A 17,333-nucleotide genomic window follows, 5' to 3' on the forward strand; every position below is an offset into this window, starting at 1 on the left:
CGGCAAAGATTTACGGTTCCATCACGAATGTCAGGTCTCCGATCAGGCTCTCCGTAGCGGTGTCGCGATTCCAGAGATAAAACTCGATCTTCCAGGGACCGGTCTGGCCACCGGCATTGATAAAAACAGTCGTAAAGCCGGGCTTGTAAAAACTGTGGGGGCCGGACAGGCTGCTTTTGCCGGAGGGCTCGGTCAGACGGTAGCGGTAACCATAGAGGGGCACTCCGTAACGGTTCAGATAGCTGTCTACCGGAGGCCCAACCAGCCAGGCACCAAATTTCTTGTCCCGGTTGGCAAAGTAGCCCTGGTCATAGAGCTGCTTCTGTGACCAGCGTTCCCCCCGCTGAAGTACTGAAAGCACCGTGTCGTATCCTGCCGATTCGTCATAGACGCCGACCCCCATTTCCTTGAGCTGCCATTCGGCCGCAGGTGCGGTTGCCACCAGACCGCACAGAAGCGTCACCCCCATTATCAGCATACGGAAAACAGCGTGCATGTCATCTCCCCTTTCCAGGCCCGGGCCTGCTGCCATCAATACTTACCGGTCGCTAAAGACCGGCGCACGTTTTTCCAGAAAGGCGGCCATCCCTTCCTGCTGGTCAGCGGTGGCAAAGCTTAACGCAAACAGGTCGGCTTCGTAGCTGCAGGCCCGGTCAAGGTCCATCTCCAGGCCGTTTACCACCACCTCTTTGCAGAGTTTGAGGGCCATCAGGCTCTTACCGGCCAGCTTCTGCGCAATCGCGTTTGCAGCAGCCATCAGTTCTGCTGCCGGCACGACCTTGTTGACCAGGCCGATCCGCCAGGCCTCCTGGGCATCAATCATATCGCCGGTCAGAATCATCTCCAGCGCCCTGCCCTTGCCCACCAGACGGGGCAGGCGCTGGGAACCGCCAAAACCGGGCAGGATGCCGATATTGATCTCGGGCTGCCCGAACCTGGCGTTCTCCGCTGCAATCCGCAGGTCGCAGCAGAGGGCAAGTTCACAGCCGCCGCCGAGGGCATACCCGTTCACTGCGGCAATAAAGGGCTTGGGGCTCTGCTCAATGGCCCGGCAGAGCCCATGGGCCAGCAGTGCCAGCTCCCGTGCGGCAACAGGCCCCAGTTTCTGCAGCATGGCAATGTCACCACCGGCGATAAAGGCCTTTTCACCCGCACCGGTAATGATGACAGCCCGCACCGCTGCAGAGGCTGACAATTCCTGCACAACAACGCTCAGCTCCTGCAGTGTCGTAACGGTCATGGCATTCATGCTGGCCGGCCGGTTAACCGTTATGTTGGCAATACCATCCTTGTTCTCAACCATCAGTGTCGTCGTCGTCACCGTTTTACCCTCCCCCTGTCACAGTTCGCCATACACTCCCTCATCAATATCAACCGGTGTCAACACCTCAAAATCCTCCATCGCCTCAACCGGCAACATGCCGGTTTCAACCCGCATATAGGTCTGCAGCTCTTTCAGGCTTTGCAGGATGACCTCTTCATTTTTCGGAAACTCATGGGGACTGACTTCAAGGGTGACACAGCCTTTGTAGTCGGTATGTTTCAGGTGGTTCAGAAAGCGGGTCAACGGCAGGCGGCCATGGCCGGGGATCAGATGTTCGCGGTCAAAGCCATAGTCCGAGAAATGGATATTACGGATCCGTCCTGATTCGTAGAACAGGTAGAAGTCATTAATGAAGTTGGCCTTGCCTGACCCCATATGGGTGGTGTCAAAGGTAAGAAAGAGGTTGTGATCGTGAATAAAGGTGATCATATCCCGGGTGGAGGAGAGGATATTGGGATTCAGCTTGAAACGGCCGATACAGGGCATGTTTTCTATCGTAACCAGCACCTCGCCATCAATGCCGATCTCTTTTTGAAAATCCCGGATACGATACAGCCAGCGCCAGAACCCGATCTCCATCCCCATCCAGGATGGCGGATGGAAGTTTACCAGCGGGATACCGGTATCTGCAGCAAGTTCAATACTGTGAAAGAGTGATTGGATCGGTCCGCCCCAGCCGTCCAGCGGCATAAAGGGGGCATGAATGGAGTTGATCGGTGCAATTTCCTGCAGGGAGCGAACCACCTTGACCGGGTTAACCCGTTGAAAGTCCTGGTTGATGATCAGCTCAACCCCGTCAAAACCGGCTTCGGCAGACAGTTCAAAGGCCCGGCGCATCGGCAGGGTAAATAAAGATCCGCTTGAGAGCGATATCTTCAGACTGCTGCTCATCTGTAGGCACCAAAACTGACCTGCAGATAGCGCTGCAGGTCGCCAACCGTCTCCAGCGAGAGCCGCAGCCGTTCAGACTCGGCAGCCCCCAGTGCTGCCGTCGGCAGATAGAGAATATCCCTGCAGTCCAGCCCCGGCAGTGCCGTTTGCTCAAGCACAAGCCGGTGTTCACTGAAACAGTACCAGGCATGCAGGGTGCGTTCTGCCAGATCAACATCCAGCTTGCTGATCCGCACCAGCCCGCGCAGCCGTTCCGGCGTTCCTGTCAGATTGATCCCATGCATCAGGCTCAGTGCTGCCACCGCAGCAGCCAGGGGCAGAAAGGCATGATCAAGCAGCGAGAAACCGCCCCGATGGGGACCGCTTTTCTCAAGTTTAAGGCTGCCCATCATGCCGACACCGTTTGAGAGCAACAGACAGCGTTCCACCAGGTTGGCGACAAAGTCCCGCTGGCCGAGATACTGCTGACACTGGTTTCCAAAGCTGTCGGCAACGGCACTGTCACCGGCCAGCACAGTCCGGTCTGTCAGACGCAGCAGTTCAATCAGTACACGCTGGTCCTTTTTGGCTGCCGCCGCTTCAAAACGGGCCTGCCACTGGTCAAGACTGCCGCGCCAGTCAGGATTAAGCGGTGTTATGGTCTCCTCAAGGACAACACCGCAGACCCGCAACCAGGCAACCAGCGCCTCTCCCAGCTGGACCATCAACGCCTCAGGCACCTCGCCATCCCAGACCAGCGCCAGCTGCACCCGGCAAAAACGGGTCGCTTCGCGACGGCCGGCCGGCCCCATAACCAACAGGGCCAACGGCGGCAGAGGAGCGTCAATCTGTTGTCTGGCCAGACGCAGACAGCAGTCGCCCAAGGCAGACAGAAAGGTTTCTGTCATGCTGAACATCGCGATCGGAGAGCCGAAGCGGCCAAAATGCCGGTAGGCACGGTCGTAGAAATCAGCCAGCAGGGTGCGCAGCTGAGACTGCTCTCCGGCAGAGGAGAGCTCCTTGACCAGCCTCTCCAACCCTTCGCCCATGCTGCTGTTTTCACGTTCAACAGCGGCGAGCAGGTCCTCGCTCAACTCCAGCAGCTGTGCGATCCCCTCCGGGTGGCGGCGGGATGCGAGGCGGACTGCGGCCTCACGATAGGCAACCGCAAACTCCTCCACTCCGCGCCAGGAGGCAAAATCCTCACCTTTTGCAAGCAGAAGCGCCATTATTTCCCTCCGGTGTCATGGACATCACGAATCAGGAAGGCAACCATCTCGTCAGAGGGGGGACGGGTGAGCAGCGACACGACAATCATAACCAGACTGACCAGTGGTGCGCCGATAAAGGCTGAAGAGGTCAGGGGGAAGAGCACCTTGACCAACGGCACCAGATCCCCGAACAAGGGAGAGGCGGCGGTAATCAGGACACCGACCAGCATACCGCTCAGCACACCGGCGGCATTGGTGCGGCTCCACCAGATCCCCAGCAGAAAGGCCGGGAAGATCGTGTTGCCGGCCAGGGCAAAGGCTACTGCCGCAATCTCGGCAATCAGCCCCACCTGGTTCAGGGAGAACAGCATCACAATGCCGGCCAGCAGCAAAAAGGTCCCTTTGGCAGCATTGACCTTGTCACTATCGCTTGCGCTGCGATTGATAAAACGGGGGTAGATATCGTAGGCAAAGGCGGCAGCCCCGGACTGCAGCAGGCCGGCAGCGGCATAAAAGGCGGCAGCCATGCCGCCGGCCACCAAAAGCCCCAGCACCCAGCTTGGCAAGCCGGCCTGGGTAACCGCTGTCAGGGTTACCAGATCCGCCGTTGCCGGGTCCGGCAGCTTGAAGGCATTACCGGCCCGGGCATCAAACAGACGGGCCAGCACCCCGTAGGCCGGAGCCGACCAGTAGATCAGGGAGATGAAGAACAGACCCCAGACCACCCCCCAGCGGGCGTCGCGCATACTGGGGGCCAGATAAAAACGGGAAAGGACATGGGGTAGCCCGGCGGTACCGAACATCAGGGTGAAACAGAGCGCCAGCCACTGGAAGAGCGAAATCGAGGCAAACGGCTCTGACCAGTAGAAACCGAACTGTTCCTGGAGGGTGGTGATTGCCTCACCATAGCCAAACTGCGGCAGTACCCAGAAGTACCCCAGCTTGCGGTTGATGAACATCAACGGCAGGACAAAGGCGATGATCAGCACAAAATACTGCAGCCGCTGGTTCCTGATCACCCCCAGGGTGCCGGAAATAACCACAAAGGTGACCAGCAGGGCGGCACCGGTTAACACAGCCTCCCTGTAGTGCAAGCCGAAGAGCCAGGAGACCAGCAGGGCGATCCCCCTGAACTGGGCCACACAATAGATGATTGAGATAACAATCGAGATCAGCGCCACCACCGTACGGGCCGAGGCTGATTCATAACGGAATCCGACAAAATCCGGGGCGGTAAACTTGCCGAAACGCCTGATCTGGGTTGCCATCAGTACCAGCAGCAACACATAACCGCCGGTCCAGCCGATCACAAAGGCCATGGCATAGTAGCCCTTCAGATAGAAAAGACCGGCCAGCCCCAGGATACTGGCAGCGCTCATCCAGTTGCTGGCAATGGCGGCGCCGCTGCCCACCCGGCCGCTATAACTGCCTGAAAAACCGTAGTCACTGGCCTGACGCATCTTGCTGCCCAGACCGCTGACAATAAAGAGCAGGAACAGAGCAGCAACCATCAAGAGCGGTATGAACTGCACACCTTGCGCCACCATCAGGGCACCTCCCCCTTCTTGCGACCTGTTGCTCTGAAGCGAATCGTCCCCTCCATCCGCCGGAGCTCATGACGATCCATCCAGAGATTGAAGACCAGCCCCAGCACAATGAACAGCAGCGGCAGGAACTGCCCCGATATCCAGAAATGGATCGGCAGATTAAAGAAGATCAGTTCGGTCAGCCAGAAGCCGTCCAGCGACTCTTCCAGGACCCAGATGGCAACCTGGGTGCCCACCACCGCCAGCAGACAGGCAACCAGCAGCATGGCAATCACCTGCACCTCACCCTGCATGGTCCCGGGTAGCGGTTTAAAGATATTGATGCTCCGCTTCAGACCGTCATCCGACATGGCTGCACCTCCTCTGCGCTACTCCGCCACACGGCGGCGGTACTGCACAAAATAGATCTCTTTACCTTCTGCCATAAACTTCAGCATATATTTGGTGCGGGGATACCCTTCCAGGTCATGGCGCCAGTGATCAGGTGCCAGCAGATTCTCAAAACCGGGCTGCCGCCGCAGCAGATTGGCCACGTCAATGCCGTAATCATCAAAATCGGTGGCAAAGTGCAGTATCGCTCCGGGCTGCAGGTACGGCTCCAGAAAACTGACAAACTCCTGATTCACCAGCCGCCGTTTGCGCTGATAGCGCTTGGGCCACGGATCAGGGCAGTTGATGAACACCGCCTGCAGCGAGGCCGGGGCGAGGCAGCGGCGGATAAAGGAACGGGCCTCATCCCGTACGATCCTGACATTGGTCAGCTCAGCCCGCTCAGCCCGCTTACAGCTCTTCAGACAGCCCTTGTTGTAGAAATCGAGGGCAATGAAGTTAAGTTCCGGGTGCCGGGTTGCCATGGTCACCACAAAATCGCCAATACCGCAGCCGATCTCCAGCACCAGCGGATTCTGGTTGCCGAAGATCATAGCCCATGATGGTTGTTCGTCAAGCTCTGTGCCTGATAAAAAGAGAGGGGATTCAATCGGAATAAGTGTGTGCATAGTCGCCACTTGTAGCATAGCACTCCTGTTTTTTCACGTTTTTTGCATGTTTGCCATTTATCTCCAGGTATGGTATAGGCTTTGCGTTATTGCTGAAGACAGCTAAGGCAAAGGGAGTAACCAGGCCGGATGGAACTTTTTGGCGGATTCATGATCATGTCGATCCTACTGGGCCTCTTCTTCGCGGCCGTCTGGATCAGCCTGCCTGTTCTGGTGCTGGGCTTGCGTCGCCAAATCATGGAATCACACAGAACAATACTACGGCTTGAAGCCCGTATACTCAGTCTTGAACAAGAGATCTCACACCGCCACACCTCTGCCGGCCAATCGGCAGATGGTATCGACACGGTATCCGGAGGAGTTGATGGCACTGTTGGAAGGTAAAAAAGCGCTGATTCTGGGCGTTGCAAACGAAAAGAGTATTGCCTGGGCCATGGCCAAACTGTTTCAGGCCGAAGGTGCGGAACTGATGCTGACCTACGCCGGTGAGGCAATAGAGAAGCGGGTCCGCCCCCTGGCTGAATCGGTCGGTGCCCTTGTTGCCCCCTGCAACGTTACCAGCGACGAAGAGATAGCCGCCCTGATGGAGCTGGCACAGCAGCGCTGGGGCGGGATCGATATCCTGATCCACTCGGTGGCCTTTGCCGACAAGGAAGAGCTGAAAGGCACGATCCTCTCCACCACCCGGGCCGGATTTGCCACGGCCCTGGATATCAGCGCCTACTCGCTGATCGGGCTCTTAAAGGCAGCCCAGCCGCTGATGACCGGACGCAATGCCTGCGCCCTGGCCATGAGCTACTACGGTGCCGAAAAGGTATTTCCCAACTACAATGTGATGGGGGTTGCCAAGGCCGCCCTGGAGGCCTCGGTGCGTTACCTTGCCGCCGGCATGGGGGAGGACAACATCCGTGTCAACGCCATCTCGGCCGGCCCGATCAAGACCCTGGCCGCCGCCGGTGTCAACGGCTTCAACCAGATCCTCAACACCGTCGAAGAGCGCGCCCCGCTGCACCGCAACATCACCCAGGAAGAGGTGGCCAAGTCTGCCCTGTACCTCTGCAGCGACCTGGCCTCCGGGGTTACCGGTGAAATCCATTACGTTGATGCCGGCTACAACATCACCGGCATCTAACGAGGCCCTCCCATTCACGAACTTCACGGCAATCTTGCAGGGCTGAAGCAGAGCCAGATTCAGGCGGTAGAGCGACTCTACCGCCGTCGCATTCCGGCTGACGAGCTTTGCTCTGCCGAATTGGCCGGCCGCCTGCTTGAACTCTCCCTTGAACTGCGCCGCCAGATCGGCCTGCTGGTCAACCGCCAGGGCGCCATTGAACTGATCCTGATCGGCACGGAAAAAGGGTTGCTGATCCCCGACCTGAAGAACTACCCCTTGGGCCGCAAACGGTTGCGGGGGTTGCGTCTGATCCACACCCACCTGAAATCAGAACCGCTGACCGAAGATGACCTGACCGACCTGAAGCTGCTCAGGCTTGACCTGATTGCGGCCCTCAGCCCCCTTGACGGACGGCGCAGCATCGTGCATCTGGCTCACCTCTCTGCAGATCCCGGCGGCATCAGCGTGCTGCCGGCACAACTGCTGGAAAAGGCGGCAGACTACGGCAGCGATTTTATCACCACCCTGGAGCGCAGCCTTGATAAAGCGGTTCAGAGCGAGACTCCGGCGCAGGACGGCCAGGAACGGGCGATCCTGATCTCGGTCAGGGCCGGTGGTGAACGGCGTGAGGTGGATGATTCACTGGCGGAACTGCAGGAACTGGCCCGCACCGCCGGGGTGCAGGTATTGGACAGCTTTATCCAGCTGCCCCGCAAACTGAATCCCCGCACCCTGATGGGGGAAGGTAAACTGCAGGAGGTGGTGATCCGTGCCCTGCAGCGGGGCGCCACCCTCTTGATCTTTGATCAGGAACTGACACCGGCCCAGGTCAGGGCCATCTCCACCATGACCGAACTGAAGGTGATCGACCGCAGCCAGCTGATTCTGGATATCTTTGCCGGGCGGGCCAAGAGCCGGGACGGCAAGGTGCAGGTGGAGCTGGCGCAACTCAAGTACCTTTTGCCCCGCCTGACCGGCCGGGGGGTGCAGATGTCGCGGCTGATGGGGGGGATCGGCGGACGCGGTCCGGGTGAGACCAAACTGGAGATCGACCGCCGCCGGATCCGGGACCGGATCACGGCACTGGAGCGGGAACTGGTGGAACTCTCCCGCGACCGGGAACAGCGCCGCAGCCGCCGGGTACGCTCAGGCGTGCCGATCATCTCGATCGTGGGCTACACCAACGCCGGCAAATCCACCCTGCTGAATGCCCTGACCCAGAGCGAGATCTTCACCGAAAACCTGCTGTTCGCCACCCTGGACACCTCAAGCCGCCGCCTGCGTCTGCCCCGCGAACGGGAGGTGATCATCACCGACACCGTCGGTTTCATCCGCTCCCTGCCGGCCTCCCTGATGGGGGCCTTCAAGGCCACCCTGGAAGAGCTGCAGGATGCCGACCTGCTGCTGCACCTGGTGGACGCCTCCAATCCCCGTTTTGAAGACCAGATCAGCCAGGTTCACACCATCCTGGGCGAACTGGGACTGGCGGAAAAACCGGAACTGGTGGTCTTCAACAAGACCGATCAACTGGAAGGCCTCAAACGCAAGGATACCATCGCCTTTTTGCGGATCGCCCAGGCCCGCCGCCGTCACGACGCCATCAGCATCAGCGCGGTTGACCGCAAGAGCCTTGCCCCGCTGTTGGAAGAGCTCAAGCAACGCTTCTGGCCCGAGGCAGATGACACCTTCCAGGATAGCCCTGCCCCACCACAGGACTAACCCCAATCAGCACTGTTCAGCAGTAACCTCCTACGGCCCAACCACCAGACCGTTTACCAGCAGGCTGCCCCCCTGGATGAGCAGTTGCCCCTTTACCACAAGCGTATCAACGATTGAGGCGCCGCTTGTAACGGTCAGACCATCATTCAGCGTGGTGGGGAAACCGCTTTTGCTCGCGTAGGCGGCGTTCCAGCCGCCGTTCAGGATAAATCCCTTATCCAGGGCAACAACGCCATCATAGGACGCCCCCAGCAGCAGCAACTCATCGCCCGAGACCGCTGCCCTGTCTGTATCGGCCAACGCCTCGGCAAGGGTCCCGTAGCTCTTGTTATTGTAGGTTTTGTTCACTGCCCGCGGGGCCTGGATCAGGGTTGCTGAAACGGTTTTATCCGTATTCATGGTGAGACTGCAGGCACCGCTGCCGCTGCAATCGCCCCCCCACGCACCAAAGGTGGTGATGGCGTTGAGTGTCGGGGTGAGGGTAACGGGGGTGTTGTAGGGATAGCTCGTCGTACAGGTGCCTGCGGAGCAGGAGATGCCGTCCGGGTTGGTGCCCTGGGGGTCACTGGTGATCATATCGCCACCGTTGCCCGATACGGAGACCGTCAGGGTATAGGTATAGTTTTCCATCATTGCTGGAATTTCCGTTGCTGACAGCGCCCGGTTGTACCACAGCAGTTCATCGAGCTGGCCGTAAAACGGCACCTCGCTTCCCTGACTGACCCTGCCGGGGTTATAGCCCAAATACAGTTTGCCGCTGCTATTCGCCACATTCCCGCTGGCGGCAAGGCTTGCGTCCAGCACACCATCAAGATAGATCTTCATGGCCGCACCGTCATAGCTAGCCACAACATGGGTCCAGACGCCGGTCTGCAGGGCAGTGGCCGATGTCACGCCAGAGCTGGCGGTTGTGCCATACAGAACATAGTGTACCTTGCCGTCAGCATCGATGGTGACTTGCTTGTCTTCTTTTCCATCCACCCACTGGTTCACCAGGTAAAACGACTTGCCGCTAGCCGGCTTCGCGGCAAGCTTGACCCAGAAGGCAACGGTATGGGCACCGGAAATATCCAATAACGATGAATGCGGTATCGAGATATTCTGCGCGGTACCGTCAAAGTTGAACGCCTGCCCGAGCTTACCGGGCGCAAATGCATTATTATTACACACGATACTCAGCACACCTTGTTTAACATGCCCCGAATACGGATCACCACAATTGGCGTTGCTGTAGGTAACACTGCAGCTGGATGAGCCGATCTCACAAGTACCGCAGTTCACCCAGTAGGGATCCGCCCCGAAAACCGACGTGAATGACGTTATGGTAGACCCTGCGCCGCACGATAAGCTTGCGGTTTGATTTTCCGCCACAGTCACCGACTGTGTGTTGATCTGGCCATCATTGCCGTTCAAGGTGTCATTGGCATTATTCTCCGCCCGCCACCAGGATACCAGTCCAAGCCCGTTGACATTGAGAATGGGATCATCGGCTGCTGCCGTGGTGACGTTAAATACGCCGGATACGGCGCCGATCGTGAGTGTTGCGGAGGTCTGGGTGGCGGCGGTGGTAGACGATGTCAGCCGTACCCTGACCTGACTGTTGACTGCCACGGTGCCTGAGGTGTTTGTCCAGCCCCCCCAGGTGGCACCGTTATCGGTTGAAACTGAATAGTCACCGCCAGTTATCGAGATCGCCGTGGAGGCGGTAATACCGGTCACGGTGACCGGGTTTGAGACAATTGCCGTATTCAGCGGCATGCCGGTTCTGGCGGTAAAACTAAAGGCATCAGGCACCCTATTGGCGAGCAGACTAACCTCACTTGCCGACAACGTCCGGTTGTACCACCCCACTTCATCAAGCTGGCCAGTGAAAGGCTCTTCGAAGCCCTCGCTTGCCCTTAGGGGGTTATAGCCCAAGCATAAGGGACCGGTACTGTCCCCAACATCCTGGCTGGCTGCAACGCTTGCATCAAGAACACCGTTCAGATAGATCTTCATGTCCGCGCCGTCATAGGTAGCTACAACATGGGTCCAGACATTGGTCTGCACGGCTGTCGCCGATGTCACCCCCGCACTGGCGCTTGTGCCATACAGAAAATAGTGCAGCTTGCCGTCCGAATCGATGGTTACCCGCTTATCTTCTTGCGCACTCGTCCACTTGTTGACGAGATAGAACAACTTGCCCGTGGCCGGGTACGCGGCTGGCTTGACCCAGAACGCAACTGAATGGTTACCGTAAATATCCAATGTTGTAGAACTCGGTATTGCGACATACTGGCCAGTACCGTCAAAACTGAATGCCTGCCCGAGCTTGCCGGACGCAAACATGCTGCCGCACATGATAGCCAGTTTGCCTTGCTTTGCCTGAAGCGGGTACGGATCACCGCAAGCGATGTTGTTGTAGTCGACACTGCAGCTGGATGAGCCAATCTCGCAACTGCCACAGTTTACCCAGTTTGGATCTGCCCCGTAAACCGAGGTGAATGATGTTATGGTAGACCCTGCGCTGCACAATGCGGTTGCGGTTTGATTCTCCGCAACAGTTGCCGTTATCGTGTTGCTGGTGATGCCGTTATTGCTGCCTGCACTGTCAGTGGCGTCGTTCTCCCCCTTCCACCAGGAAACGGTAGGATCAGGATTGTTGCCGCTCAGCAGGATGGACGTATCAGGATTCTTGGCGGCGTTGGTGGTGTATATCCGCAGGTTGGTGGATTTGCCGCCGAGCTTGGTGGGGGTGAAACTGACGGAGACAGTACAACTGGCACCAGGATCCAGTCCCGGCGTAGCACCGCAGGTGCCGTTGGTTCCGTCCCCCTTGTCCAGGGTAAACATGCCGGTATCCCCCCCATCCAGCAGGATGTTGAGGGCGACAGTTATTGCACCGTCGTTGCTGATAGTAAAGGTCTGGCTGGCAGAGCTCGTGTTGGGTGGGACAGTGCCAAAGTCCTTGCTGGTAAGAGCAGGGGCAATCTTCAGCCAACCGATATGCCCCTCTCTGGCCGGCCAAAAGTACTCTGTGGTCGTGCTCGGATTGAAAGGGCCGAGCACTGCCCCAGGGTATAACCTCACCACCATAAAGTTATCGGTCACCTGCGAGCTAGTCCAGTAAGTTGCATAATAATAATAATCTACAGCAAATGTCGCCTTGAGCTCGGCTTCGCTCACAGATTCAGACGACATAAAACTCAGTTCGGTCGCATTCGGTAGCCGCCAGTCACCGGCAACCGAACCATCCGTCAAACCGCACTGGCCAGATGCCAGTTTGACGGTAAGCAGCATGGCATCATACCAGTTTACTTTGTTATAAAAACAGTTGGTGTCTTTCAGCCAGCGCACGTACACCCATCTGTCGAGTACCGTCCCATCCTCCATATCAACAAAGCGGGCCAGCGACGACCAGGCAGTACCGCTGTTAAAGATCAGCGCCGCGAGTAAAATCATTACAAACTGACTGAAACGTCGCATAAACGGAGCCCTCCGCTGTTGATGTCATCTCGTCTCATCCACTCATTTCAAGCGGTTGAGAGAAAAAGGTGCATCTCGTAGATACACCTTTCCGGCCCGGCTTGTCTGTCGTGGCTTGGGTGGTTTTTATGTAGGGGCTGTGTAGGGGATTTTACGGACAGAAATACAAGGAGTGCGAGGGGGCTTGGGTAGAAGGCGGCACGGTAGCGCTATGGCCTGAACATGACAGCATAACGGCGCAACGCCTTCATGCCGTCTAGTTTCAGCTTTTCAATAATCCGGCTGTAATAGGTCTCAACAGTGCGCACGCTGATGCCGAATACGGCGGCGATATCGCTGGTTGCTTCGCCGTTACCGAGTCGTTGCAAGACCTGTTGTTCTCGTTCGCTCAGCACAGCGGCATGTGCCGTTTCTGTGCCTGCCAGCACGCGACCGGCAAGACTCTGGGCTGAACAGGGGCTGACGTAACGCCTTCCAGCCAGGACAGCAGCCACCGCTTCCAGCAACAGATCCGTCGACTCACGCTTGGCAACATAGCCCAGTGCCCCGGCAGCAAAGGCGTGCTCGATGCTGTCCGGATCTTCATGCATGGAGTAGACCAGCGTTGCCACCCCCTGTTGCCGGATGGCCGGGATCAGGGTCAGGCCGCTCTCCCGGCCCAGCGTTATATCCAGCAGCGCCAGGGCTGGTCTGTTTTTTTCCAGAAAAGAGTGCACCGCAGCGCAACTGTCCGCCTCGCCGCAGATCCGATACCCTTCTTCTTCCAGCACCAGGGCCACCCCCTGTCTGACAGCGGGATGATCGTCGATCAGCATGATTCCGGCACAGGTTCCTTTGTCACTCGCCATGGTGTTGCTCCTTTATCACGTCGCAGGCAACCCTGCAGACAACAGTGGTACCGCCGCCTTCGCCATCGAGAATCTGCAGGTCGCCGTCGATTATCCGTGCCCGATGCTGCATGATCCCGGTACCGAGGCCGCCCGGAGACTCTGCTTCAGCGCTCCGCCCGATCCCATTATCCCGCACCTCCAAGACGATGCCGTTGCCGCAGCAATCAAAGCCCACCTGTATCATGCCGGCCTGGGCATGCTTGAGCGCATTGGTAATAGCCTCCTGGGCTATCCTGTGCAACTGAATGATATGCCTGCTGGTGCAGTTTTCACAGCGCTGTTTGCGGCTGAACTCGATCGGGATGCCGCTCGACTCCGACAGCCGGCGCGCCAGTTCCTGCAACGAGGGAATGGCGCCGACCGGATCAAGCTCAACCGGCCAGAGCCCGCGGGACAGGCTATAGGCATGATTTACCGCATCATCCAGCAGCGTTGCTATCGTTGTCAGCTCGGGCTGGGCCTCCCCCGCTGCCGCCTGTTTCCGCTTGAGCACGGAGAAGCGCAGCCGCGCCGCTGTCAGCTGTTGACACAAGCCATCGTGCAGATCGTGGCTGATGCGTCTACGTTCATCCTCACTGATATGGACAATTTCATGTTCAAGCCTGTTTCGCTCGAGCATCTCAGCCTCCTTTTCCCGCCGCATGATCGTGATACGGTCGGCCAGAGCAAAGGAGGTGAGCATGACCTCAAGGATCGAGCCGATCTGCAGGCCGAAGTTGGTCAGCGGGCTCGTGGAAAGCAGATTGTTTGCTCCAAAGACAAAACAGCCGATCCCCAGCACACGGAAGCTGCGGGCTGCCACATAATAGCGGGCCGGATGATACCCCCGGCGAAAACAGACCACCCCGGCAGCCAGGCCGAAAAGGGATGCGATACCCGTAATAGCGCCTATGGCGCGCTTCCAGATATCCGGAGGAACAACAAAAAATGCGGGGATAAACAGGACCGCCGCACCCAGCAATAGTTTAAAAATGCGATCGATGAAGGGGGCATTGCGGGCGGTATCCAGAAAGTTCCGGCTGAATAGCAACCCGGCAAGAAGCGCCAGTGCGGTATTCAAAGGAGCATACGTGTTAACCAACGGCCTGTTGCCGCTGACGAATTCAATCAAAAAGCCATTTGAGAAGAAAACGAACAGGGTAAAGCAACAGATATCAAAGATATAGAACAGGTAGTTTTTGTCGCGCAGGGATAGAAATACAAACAGGTTGTAGACGAACATCACCATCATGGCTCCAAAATAGCAGCCATGCACCAGGTTCCTGCGGCTATCCATCTGCGCAAACGCCTCGGGGGTCCAGAGCGTTAGCGGCATCAATATCCGCCCCCTGGCGTCAATCCGCAGGTAGAAGGTCTTGCCGGTACCACTAATGGAAATGGGGAAGACGGGATTGCGGTGCTGGAACTTCCGGATACTCATCGGCCGCATGGCCCCGGCCTGCATGAGTTCAAAGCCGCCACCTGCGGTCGGGACGTAAAAATCAAGGTAACTTGCGAGCGGAAAATTCAGCTCCAGCAGCCATTGTTTTTCCGTGGCCGCCTCACTGTCGATGGTAAACCTGACCCAGTAGACATGAGAGGTATAGCCGAAGTGCGGGACCGGCCGGGAATCGGGCTTGAACAACGCGGACGAAGCGGGAGCGCTTACCTCCCTGATCGTCAATTGTCCGGTTTTGTCTTCCAGGATGTCGATATGACCGGACAGAGGGGCTGACGCGGTAGTGGCATGGAGAACAAGTGGAGGCGAGACGGCTGCAAATGTAGAGGGTGTGCTGAACAGCAGAGACAACAGAAAAAGACCCGTCATAAACGCCATCCATAACGTATGAGTCTTTTTCATAGGCATGGCCGCCATGGTAATGGGAAATATGCGTGAAAGCAAGTGACCAGCAAAGCTTTAAACCCGGATTACCACCGTTTTGCACTATCCTGATCGAACTGAGACTGACAGGATAACCAGGACTGGTGTTTTTAAACAAGACCTACCCACCGTAAGGACTCTAGCCAAAAATCACCGAACCGCCCAGGCCAGGCACCGCCACAACGCCATCAGCATCAGCACAGTTGGCCGCAACAGCCTTACCCGCTTTTGGAAGAGCTCAAGCAACGCTTTTGGACTGACACCGATTGACACCCTCCCCCCAATTGGCCTATAGTTTTCTGATGCAAGATTTGAAACATTTGACCCGGCCCCAAAAGAACTTCTTTCAGCGCCACTGGAAAGGTGCTGTTCTCTGCATCGCCCTGGCACTCCTCTTGATTCCTTTAAGTGTCCTGCTGGTCCGGAAAGGCGCCCAGGCGGTCTCAGCCTGGCAGGATTCCCGTCAGCAGGCCGGCCGAAAGGCGCAGCCGATCTCGCTGGGGGATGACCTCTTTGCCACTGCCAGCAGCCTGATTCCCACTGCCGTTGCCAATGGAGAGATCCTGACAGCAACCGCCCCTGACGGCACGACGCTCAACCTTTCGATCAACCCGGCACTGCAGCAGCGGGTACAGGGATATCTGGAACAGACCCGCCCCCCCTACGCGATCTTTGTTGCGGTTGAACCGGCAACCGGCAGGGTGCTTTCCCTTGCCGGATATTCCGCCACAGACCCGAACTGGCAGCAGCAGGCCGCCTATCAGGTCTACCCGATGGCCTCACTGTTCAAGATGGTAACGGCGGCGGCAGCCCTGGAAAACCGCAAGATCCACCCTGCCACAGTGCTGGAGTTCCGGGGACGTCTGGTCTCTGAAACCCCCAAAAACTGGGATCCCAGTCCCAGAGGGCGCAACAACAAAATGGACGTGACCGAAGCCATGGCCAAATCGGTCAACCCGATCTACGGCATGATCGCCAGCGACCTGCTGGGCAGAGAACAACTCAAGCAGGCCTGTAACCGTTTCGGCTTCAACCGCAGCCTGTTGCTACCCGGTGTCCCGGCAGTGCCCAGCGCGGCACCTGCGGCAGAGACCACCAATGACCTGCGTTTGCAGGGCTGCGGGCTTGATCACGGTTTGCAGGTCTCACCCATTCATGCCGCTGTCATTACGGCTGCCATCGCCAACCGTGGCACCATGATGGCGCCGCGGCTGGTTGATCAGGCAGCACGTGACGGCAAGGAGCTGAAGGTTCCGACGGCCCGCGAACTGGAACGGGTGATCAGCCCAGAGACCGCCAACAGCCTGACCCGCATGCTGCTGAGCACGGTTACCAGCGGCACCTCCCGGCGGGCGTTCCGGAGCGGTGAAGGCCGCCAGCTGGTCCGCGAGATGCAGATTGCGGCCAAAACCGGTTCCATCGACGGCGACAACCCCAAGGGACACTATTCCTGGTTTGCCGCCTACGCGCCGGCCGACCGTCCGCAGATCGCACTGGTGGCGCTGGTGATTAACGGTGACAAATGGAAGATCAAGGCCTCGCAGCTGGGCGAACAGGCCCTGGCGGAATTTTTCAGGCAGGGTAGGTAAGCAGGCGGAAGGTGCCGTCAACCAGCTCGGCGTAGGAGTAGTGGGAAATCCAGTCCCCCAGTGAGACCAGCGTGAAGCCATCCTGCTGATCGATAAAGGGCTGATGAAAGTGTCCCAGCACCAGGGCCTGGGCCCCCTGGGTACGAATTGATGCCGCGTAGCTGCGGATCATGGCACTATAGTCCCAGCGTTTCCGGTCCCGGCTGTAGCGTTGTTTGCTTGTGCGCTGCAGCCTGCTGCGCAGCCCCTGCACCACTGCTGCAGGAAGCAGACGGCCGATCCGTAAGGTCAGGGGATTCCGCAGGGTGCGGTGAAGCAGACGATACCGCCAGTCGGCCCGGTTGATCAGGTCGCCATGGCAGAGAAAGACCTGCTTCCCCTGCAACGCAAGCTGTACCGGCCCGGAATGGATCTCCGCCCCCAGTCTGCTGCCAAGGCCTGCTCCAAGATGGAAGTCGTGATTCCCTTCCAGGTAGATCAGACGGGTACCGGAGGCATGCAGTTCCTCCAGCGCCGTGAGTATCGGTTCCTGTTCGGGAAAGTTCAGGGCCGGCAGACCGATCCTGAAATCAAACAGGTCGCCCAGAATGCAGAGGGTGGCGGTGCTGCCCTGTAGGGAGCGGATAAACGCAAGCAGCAGCCGGTAATTGGCATCGTCAGGGTGCTGCAGATGGGCATCAGCAAGAAAGATGGTACGCATAGTACTGCCGATTGTGCCGTTGACAGGGCTGACTGTCAACAGCAG

The 17,333-nt window shown here is 58.0% G+C and carries 15 protein-coding genes; 4 read left to right on the forward strand and 11 right to left on the reverse strand.

Annotated elements, in window-relative coordinates:
• Nucleotides 1-10: 10 nt before the first annotated feature.
• The 7 genes from FY034_RS13375 to trmB are packed head-to-tail and all read right to left on the reverse strand — an operon-like array spanning nucleotide 11 to nucleotide 5,950.
• On the reverse strand, nucleotides 11-496 hold the full coding sequence (locus FY034_RS13375; protein ID WP_265551357.1) for a hypothetical protein: 486 nt from the start codon (nucleotides 494-496) through the stop codon (nucleotides 11-13).
• A gap of 42 nt (nucleotides 497-538) precedes the next feature.
• Entirely contained in the window at nucleotides 539-1,321 is a 783-nt protein-coding gene (locus FY034_RS13380; protein WP_265551358.1) for an enoyl-CoA hydratase-related protein, read from the reverse strand.
• 18 nt (nucleotides 1,322-1,339) lie between these two features.
• Nucleotides 1,340-2,215, reverse strand: coding sequence for a sugar phosphate isomerase/epimerase family protein (locus FY034_RS13385; RefSeq protein WP_265551361.1), 876 nt, complete (start codon nucleotides 2,213-2,215; stop codon nucleotides 1,340-1,342).
• Nucleotides 2,212-3,423 (reverse strand): putative nucleotidyltransferase substrate binding domain-containing protein, encoded by a 1,212-nt coding sequence (locus tag FY034_RS13390; protein ID WP_265551363.1) that lies wholly within the window; start codon nucleotides 3,421-3,423, stop codon nucleotides 2,212-2,214. Before FY034_RS13390 ends, FY034_RS13385 begins: the two co-directional genes overlap by 4 nt.
• Nucleotides 3,423-4,952: a sodium:solute symporter family transporter gene (locus FY034_RS13395; RefSeq protein WP_265551365.1), complete on the reverse strand. Its 1,530-nt coding sequence runs from the start codon at nucleotides 4,950-4,952 to the stop codon at nucleotides 3,423-3,425. The genes FY034_RS13390 and FY034_RS13395 overlap by 1 nt, the downstream gene beginning before the upstream one ends.
• A complete protein-coding gene (locus tag FY034_RS13400; RefSeq protein ID WP_265551368.1) occupies nucleotides 4,952-5,302 on the reverse strand; it encodes a DUF4212 domain-containing protein in 351 nt (116 codons plus the stop codon). The genes FY034_RS13395 and FY034_RS13400 overlap by 1 nt, the downstream gene beginning before the upstream one ends.
• Before the next feature lie 18 nt (nucleotides 5,303-5,320).
• Nucleotides 5,321-5,950: a tRNA (guanosine(46)-N7)-methyltransferase TrmB gene (gene trmB / locus FY034_RS13405; protein ID WP_265551372.1), complete on the reverse strand. Its 630-nt coding sequence runs from the start codon at nucleotides 5,948-5,950 to the stop codon at nucleotides 5,321-5,323.
• Between the two features lie 156 nt (nucleotides 5,951-6,106).
• Here trmB and FY034_RS13410 point away from each other — a divergent pair, with 156 nt between their 5' ends.
• From FY034_RS13410 to hflX, 3 genes are read left to right on the forward strand one after another with little or no spacing between them, the layout of a single operon-like run.
• On the forward strand, nucleotides 6,107-6,334 hold the full coding sequence (locus tag FY034_RS13410) for a hypothetical protein (protein ID WP_265551374.1): 228 nt from the start codon (nucleotides 6,107-6,109) through the stop codon (nucleotides 6,332-6,334).
• Nucleotides 6,315-7,082 (forward strand): enoyl-ACP reductase FabI, encoded by a 768-nt coding sequence (locus tag FY034_RS13415; protein WP_265551375.1) that lies wholly within the window; start codon nucleotides 6,315-6,317, stop codon nucleotides 7,080-7,082. Before FY034_RS13410 ends, FY034_RS13415 begins: the two co-directional genes overlap by 20 nt.
• A gap of 12 nt (nucleotides 7,083-7,094) precedes the next feature.
• A complete protein-coding gene (hflX, locus tag FY034_RS13420) occupies nucleotides 7,095-8,783 on the forward strand; it encodes a GTPase HflX (RefSeq protein WP_265555274.1) in 1,689 nt (562 codons plus the stop codon).
• A 30-nt stretch (nucleotides 8,784-8,813) separates the two neighbouring features.
• On the opposite strand, the gene FY034_RS13425 is transcribed toward hflX, so the two are convergent.
• The 3 genes from FY034_RS13425 to FY034_RS13435 all read right to left on the reverse strand — a co-directional run bounded on the left by FY034_RS13425 (nucleotide 8,814) and on the right by FY034_RS13435 (nucleotide 14,945).
• On the reverse strand, nucleotides 8,814-12,248 hold the full coding sequence (locus FY034_RS13425; protein ID WP_265551377.1) for a LamG-like jellyroll fold domain-containing protein: 3,435 nt from the start codon (nucleotides 12,246-12,248) through the stop codon (nucleotides 8,814-8,816).
• 209 nt (nucleotides 12,249-12,457) lie between these two features.
• Nucleotides 12,458-13,096, reverse strand: a complete 639-nt coding sequence (locus FY034_RS13430; RefSeq protein WP_265551379.1) for a response regulator — start codon at nucleotides 13,094-13,096, stop codon at nucleotides 12,458-12,460.
• Nucleotides 13,086-14,945 (reverse strand): 7TM diverse intracellular signaling domain-containing protein, encoded by a 1,860-nt coding sequence (locus tag FY034_RS13435; protein ID WP_265551381.1) that lies wholly within the window; start codon nucleotides 14,943-14,945, stop codon nucleotides 13,086-13,088. Before FY034_RS13435 ends, FY034_RS13430 begins: the two co-directional genes overlap by 11 nt.
• 365 nt (nucleotides 14,946-15,310) lie before the next feature.
• Between FY034_RS13435 and FY034_RS13440 the strand changes: the two genes are divergently transcribed.
• Nucleotides 15,311-16,588, forward strand: a complete 1,278-nt coding sequence (locus FY034_RS13440; RefSeq protein WP_265551382.1) for a penicillin-binding transpeptidase domain-containing protein — start codon at nucleotides 15,311-15,313, stop codon at nucleotides 16,586-16,588.
• Here FY034_RS13440 and FY034_RS13445 read toward each other — a convergent pair.
• Nucleotides 16,572-17,288 carry a UDP-2,3-diacylglucosamine diphosphatase gene (locus FY034_RS13445; protein WP_265551385.1) on the reverse strand — a complete coding sequence of 239 codons (717 nt, stop codon included), beginning with the start codon at nucleotides 17,286-17,288 and terminating at the stop codon, nucleotides 16,572-16,574. The two genes, FY034_RS13440 and FY034_RS13445, sit on opposite strands and share 17 nt — an antisense overlap.
• Between the last annotated feature and the right edge of the window lie 45 nt (nucleotides 17,289-17,333).

The organism is Trichlorobacter lovleyi (genome assembly GCF_015239775.1).
Taxonomy (GTDB): Bacteria; Desulfobacterota; Desulfuromonadia; order Geobacterales; family Pseudopelobacteraceae; genus Trichlorobacter; species Trichlorobacter lovleyi_B.

Coding starts and splice junctions, on each gene's coding strand:
- FY034_RS13430 (WP_265551379.1), bottom strand. CDS start 13,096: ATGGCGAGTGACAAAGGAACCTGTGCCGGAATCATGCTGATCGACGAT.
- FY034_RS13375 (WP_265551357.1), bottom strand. CDS start 496: ATGCACGCTGTTTTCCGTATGCTGATAATGGGGGTGACGCTTCTGTGC.
- FY034_RS13445 (WP_265551385.1), bottom strand. CDS start 17,288: ATGCGTACCATCTTTCTTGCTGATGCCCATCTGCAGCACCCTGACGAT.
- trmB (WP_265551372.1), bottom strand. CDS start 5,950: ATGCACACACTTATTCCGATTGAATCCCCTCTCTTTTTATCAGGCACA.
- FY034_RS13425 (WP_265551377.1), bottom strand. CDS start 12,248: ATGCGACGTTTCAGTCAGTTTGTAATGATTTTACTCGCGGCGCTGATC.
- FY034_RS13390 (WP_265551363.1), bottom strand. CDS start 3,423: ATGGCGCTTCTGCTTGCAAAAGGTGAGGATTTTGCCTCCTGGCGCGGA.
- FY034_RS13415 (WP_265551375.1), top strand. CDS start 6,315: ATGGCACTGTTGGAAGGTAAAAAAGCGCTGATTCTGGGCGTTGCAAAC.
- FY034_RS13395 (WP_265551365.1), bottom strand. CDS start 4,952: ATGGTGGCGCAAGGTGTGCAGTTCATACCGCTCTTGATGGTTGCTGCT.
- FY034_RS13385 (WP_265551361.1), bottom strand. CDS start 2,215: ATGAGCAGCAGTCTGAAGATATCGCTCTCAAGCGGATCTTTATTTACC.
- FY034_RS13410 (WP_265551374.1), top strand. CDS start 6,107: ATGTCGATCCTACTGGGCCTCTTCTTCGCGGCCGTCTGGATCAGCCTG.
- FY034_RS13400 (WP_265551368.1), bottom strand. CDS start 5,302: ATGTCGGATGACGGTCTGAAGCGGAGCATCAATATCTTTAAACCGCTA.
- FY034_RS13435 (WP_265551381.1), bottom strand. CDS start 14,945: ATGACGGGTCTTTTTCTGTTGTCTCTGCTGTTCAGCACACCCTCTACA.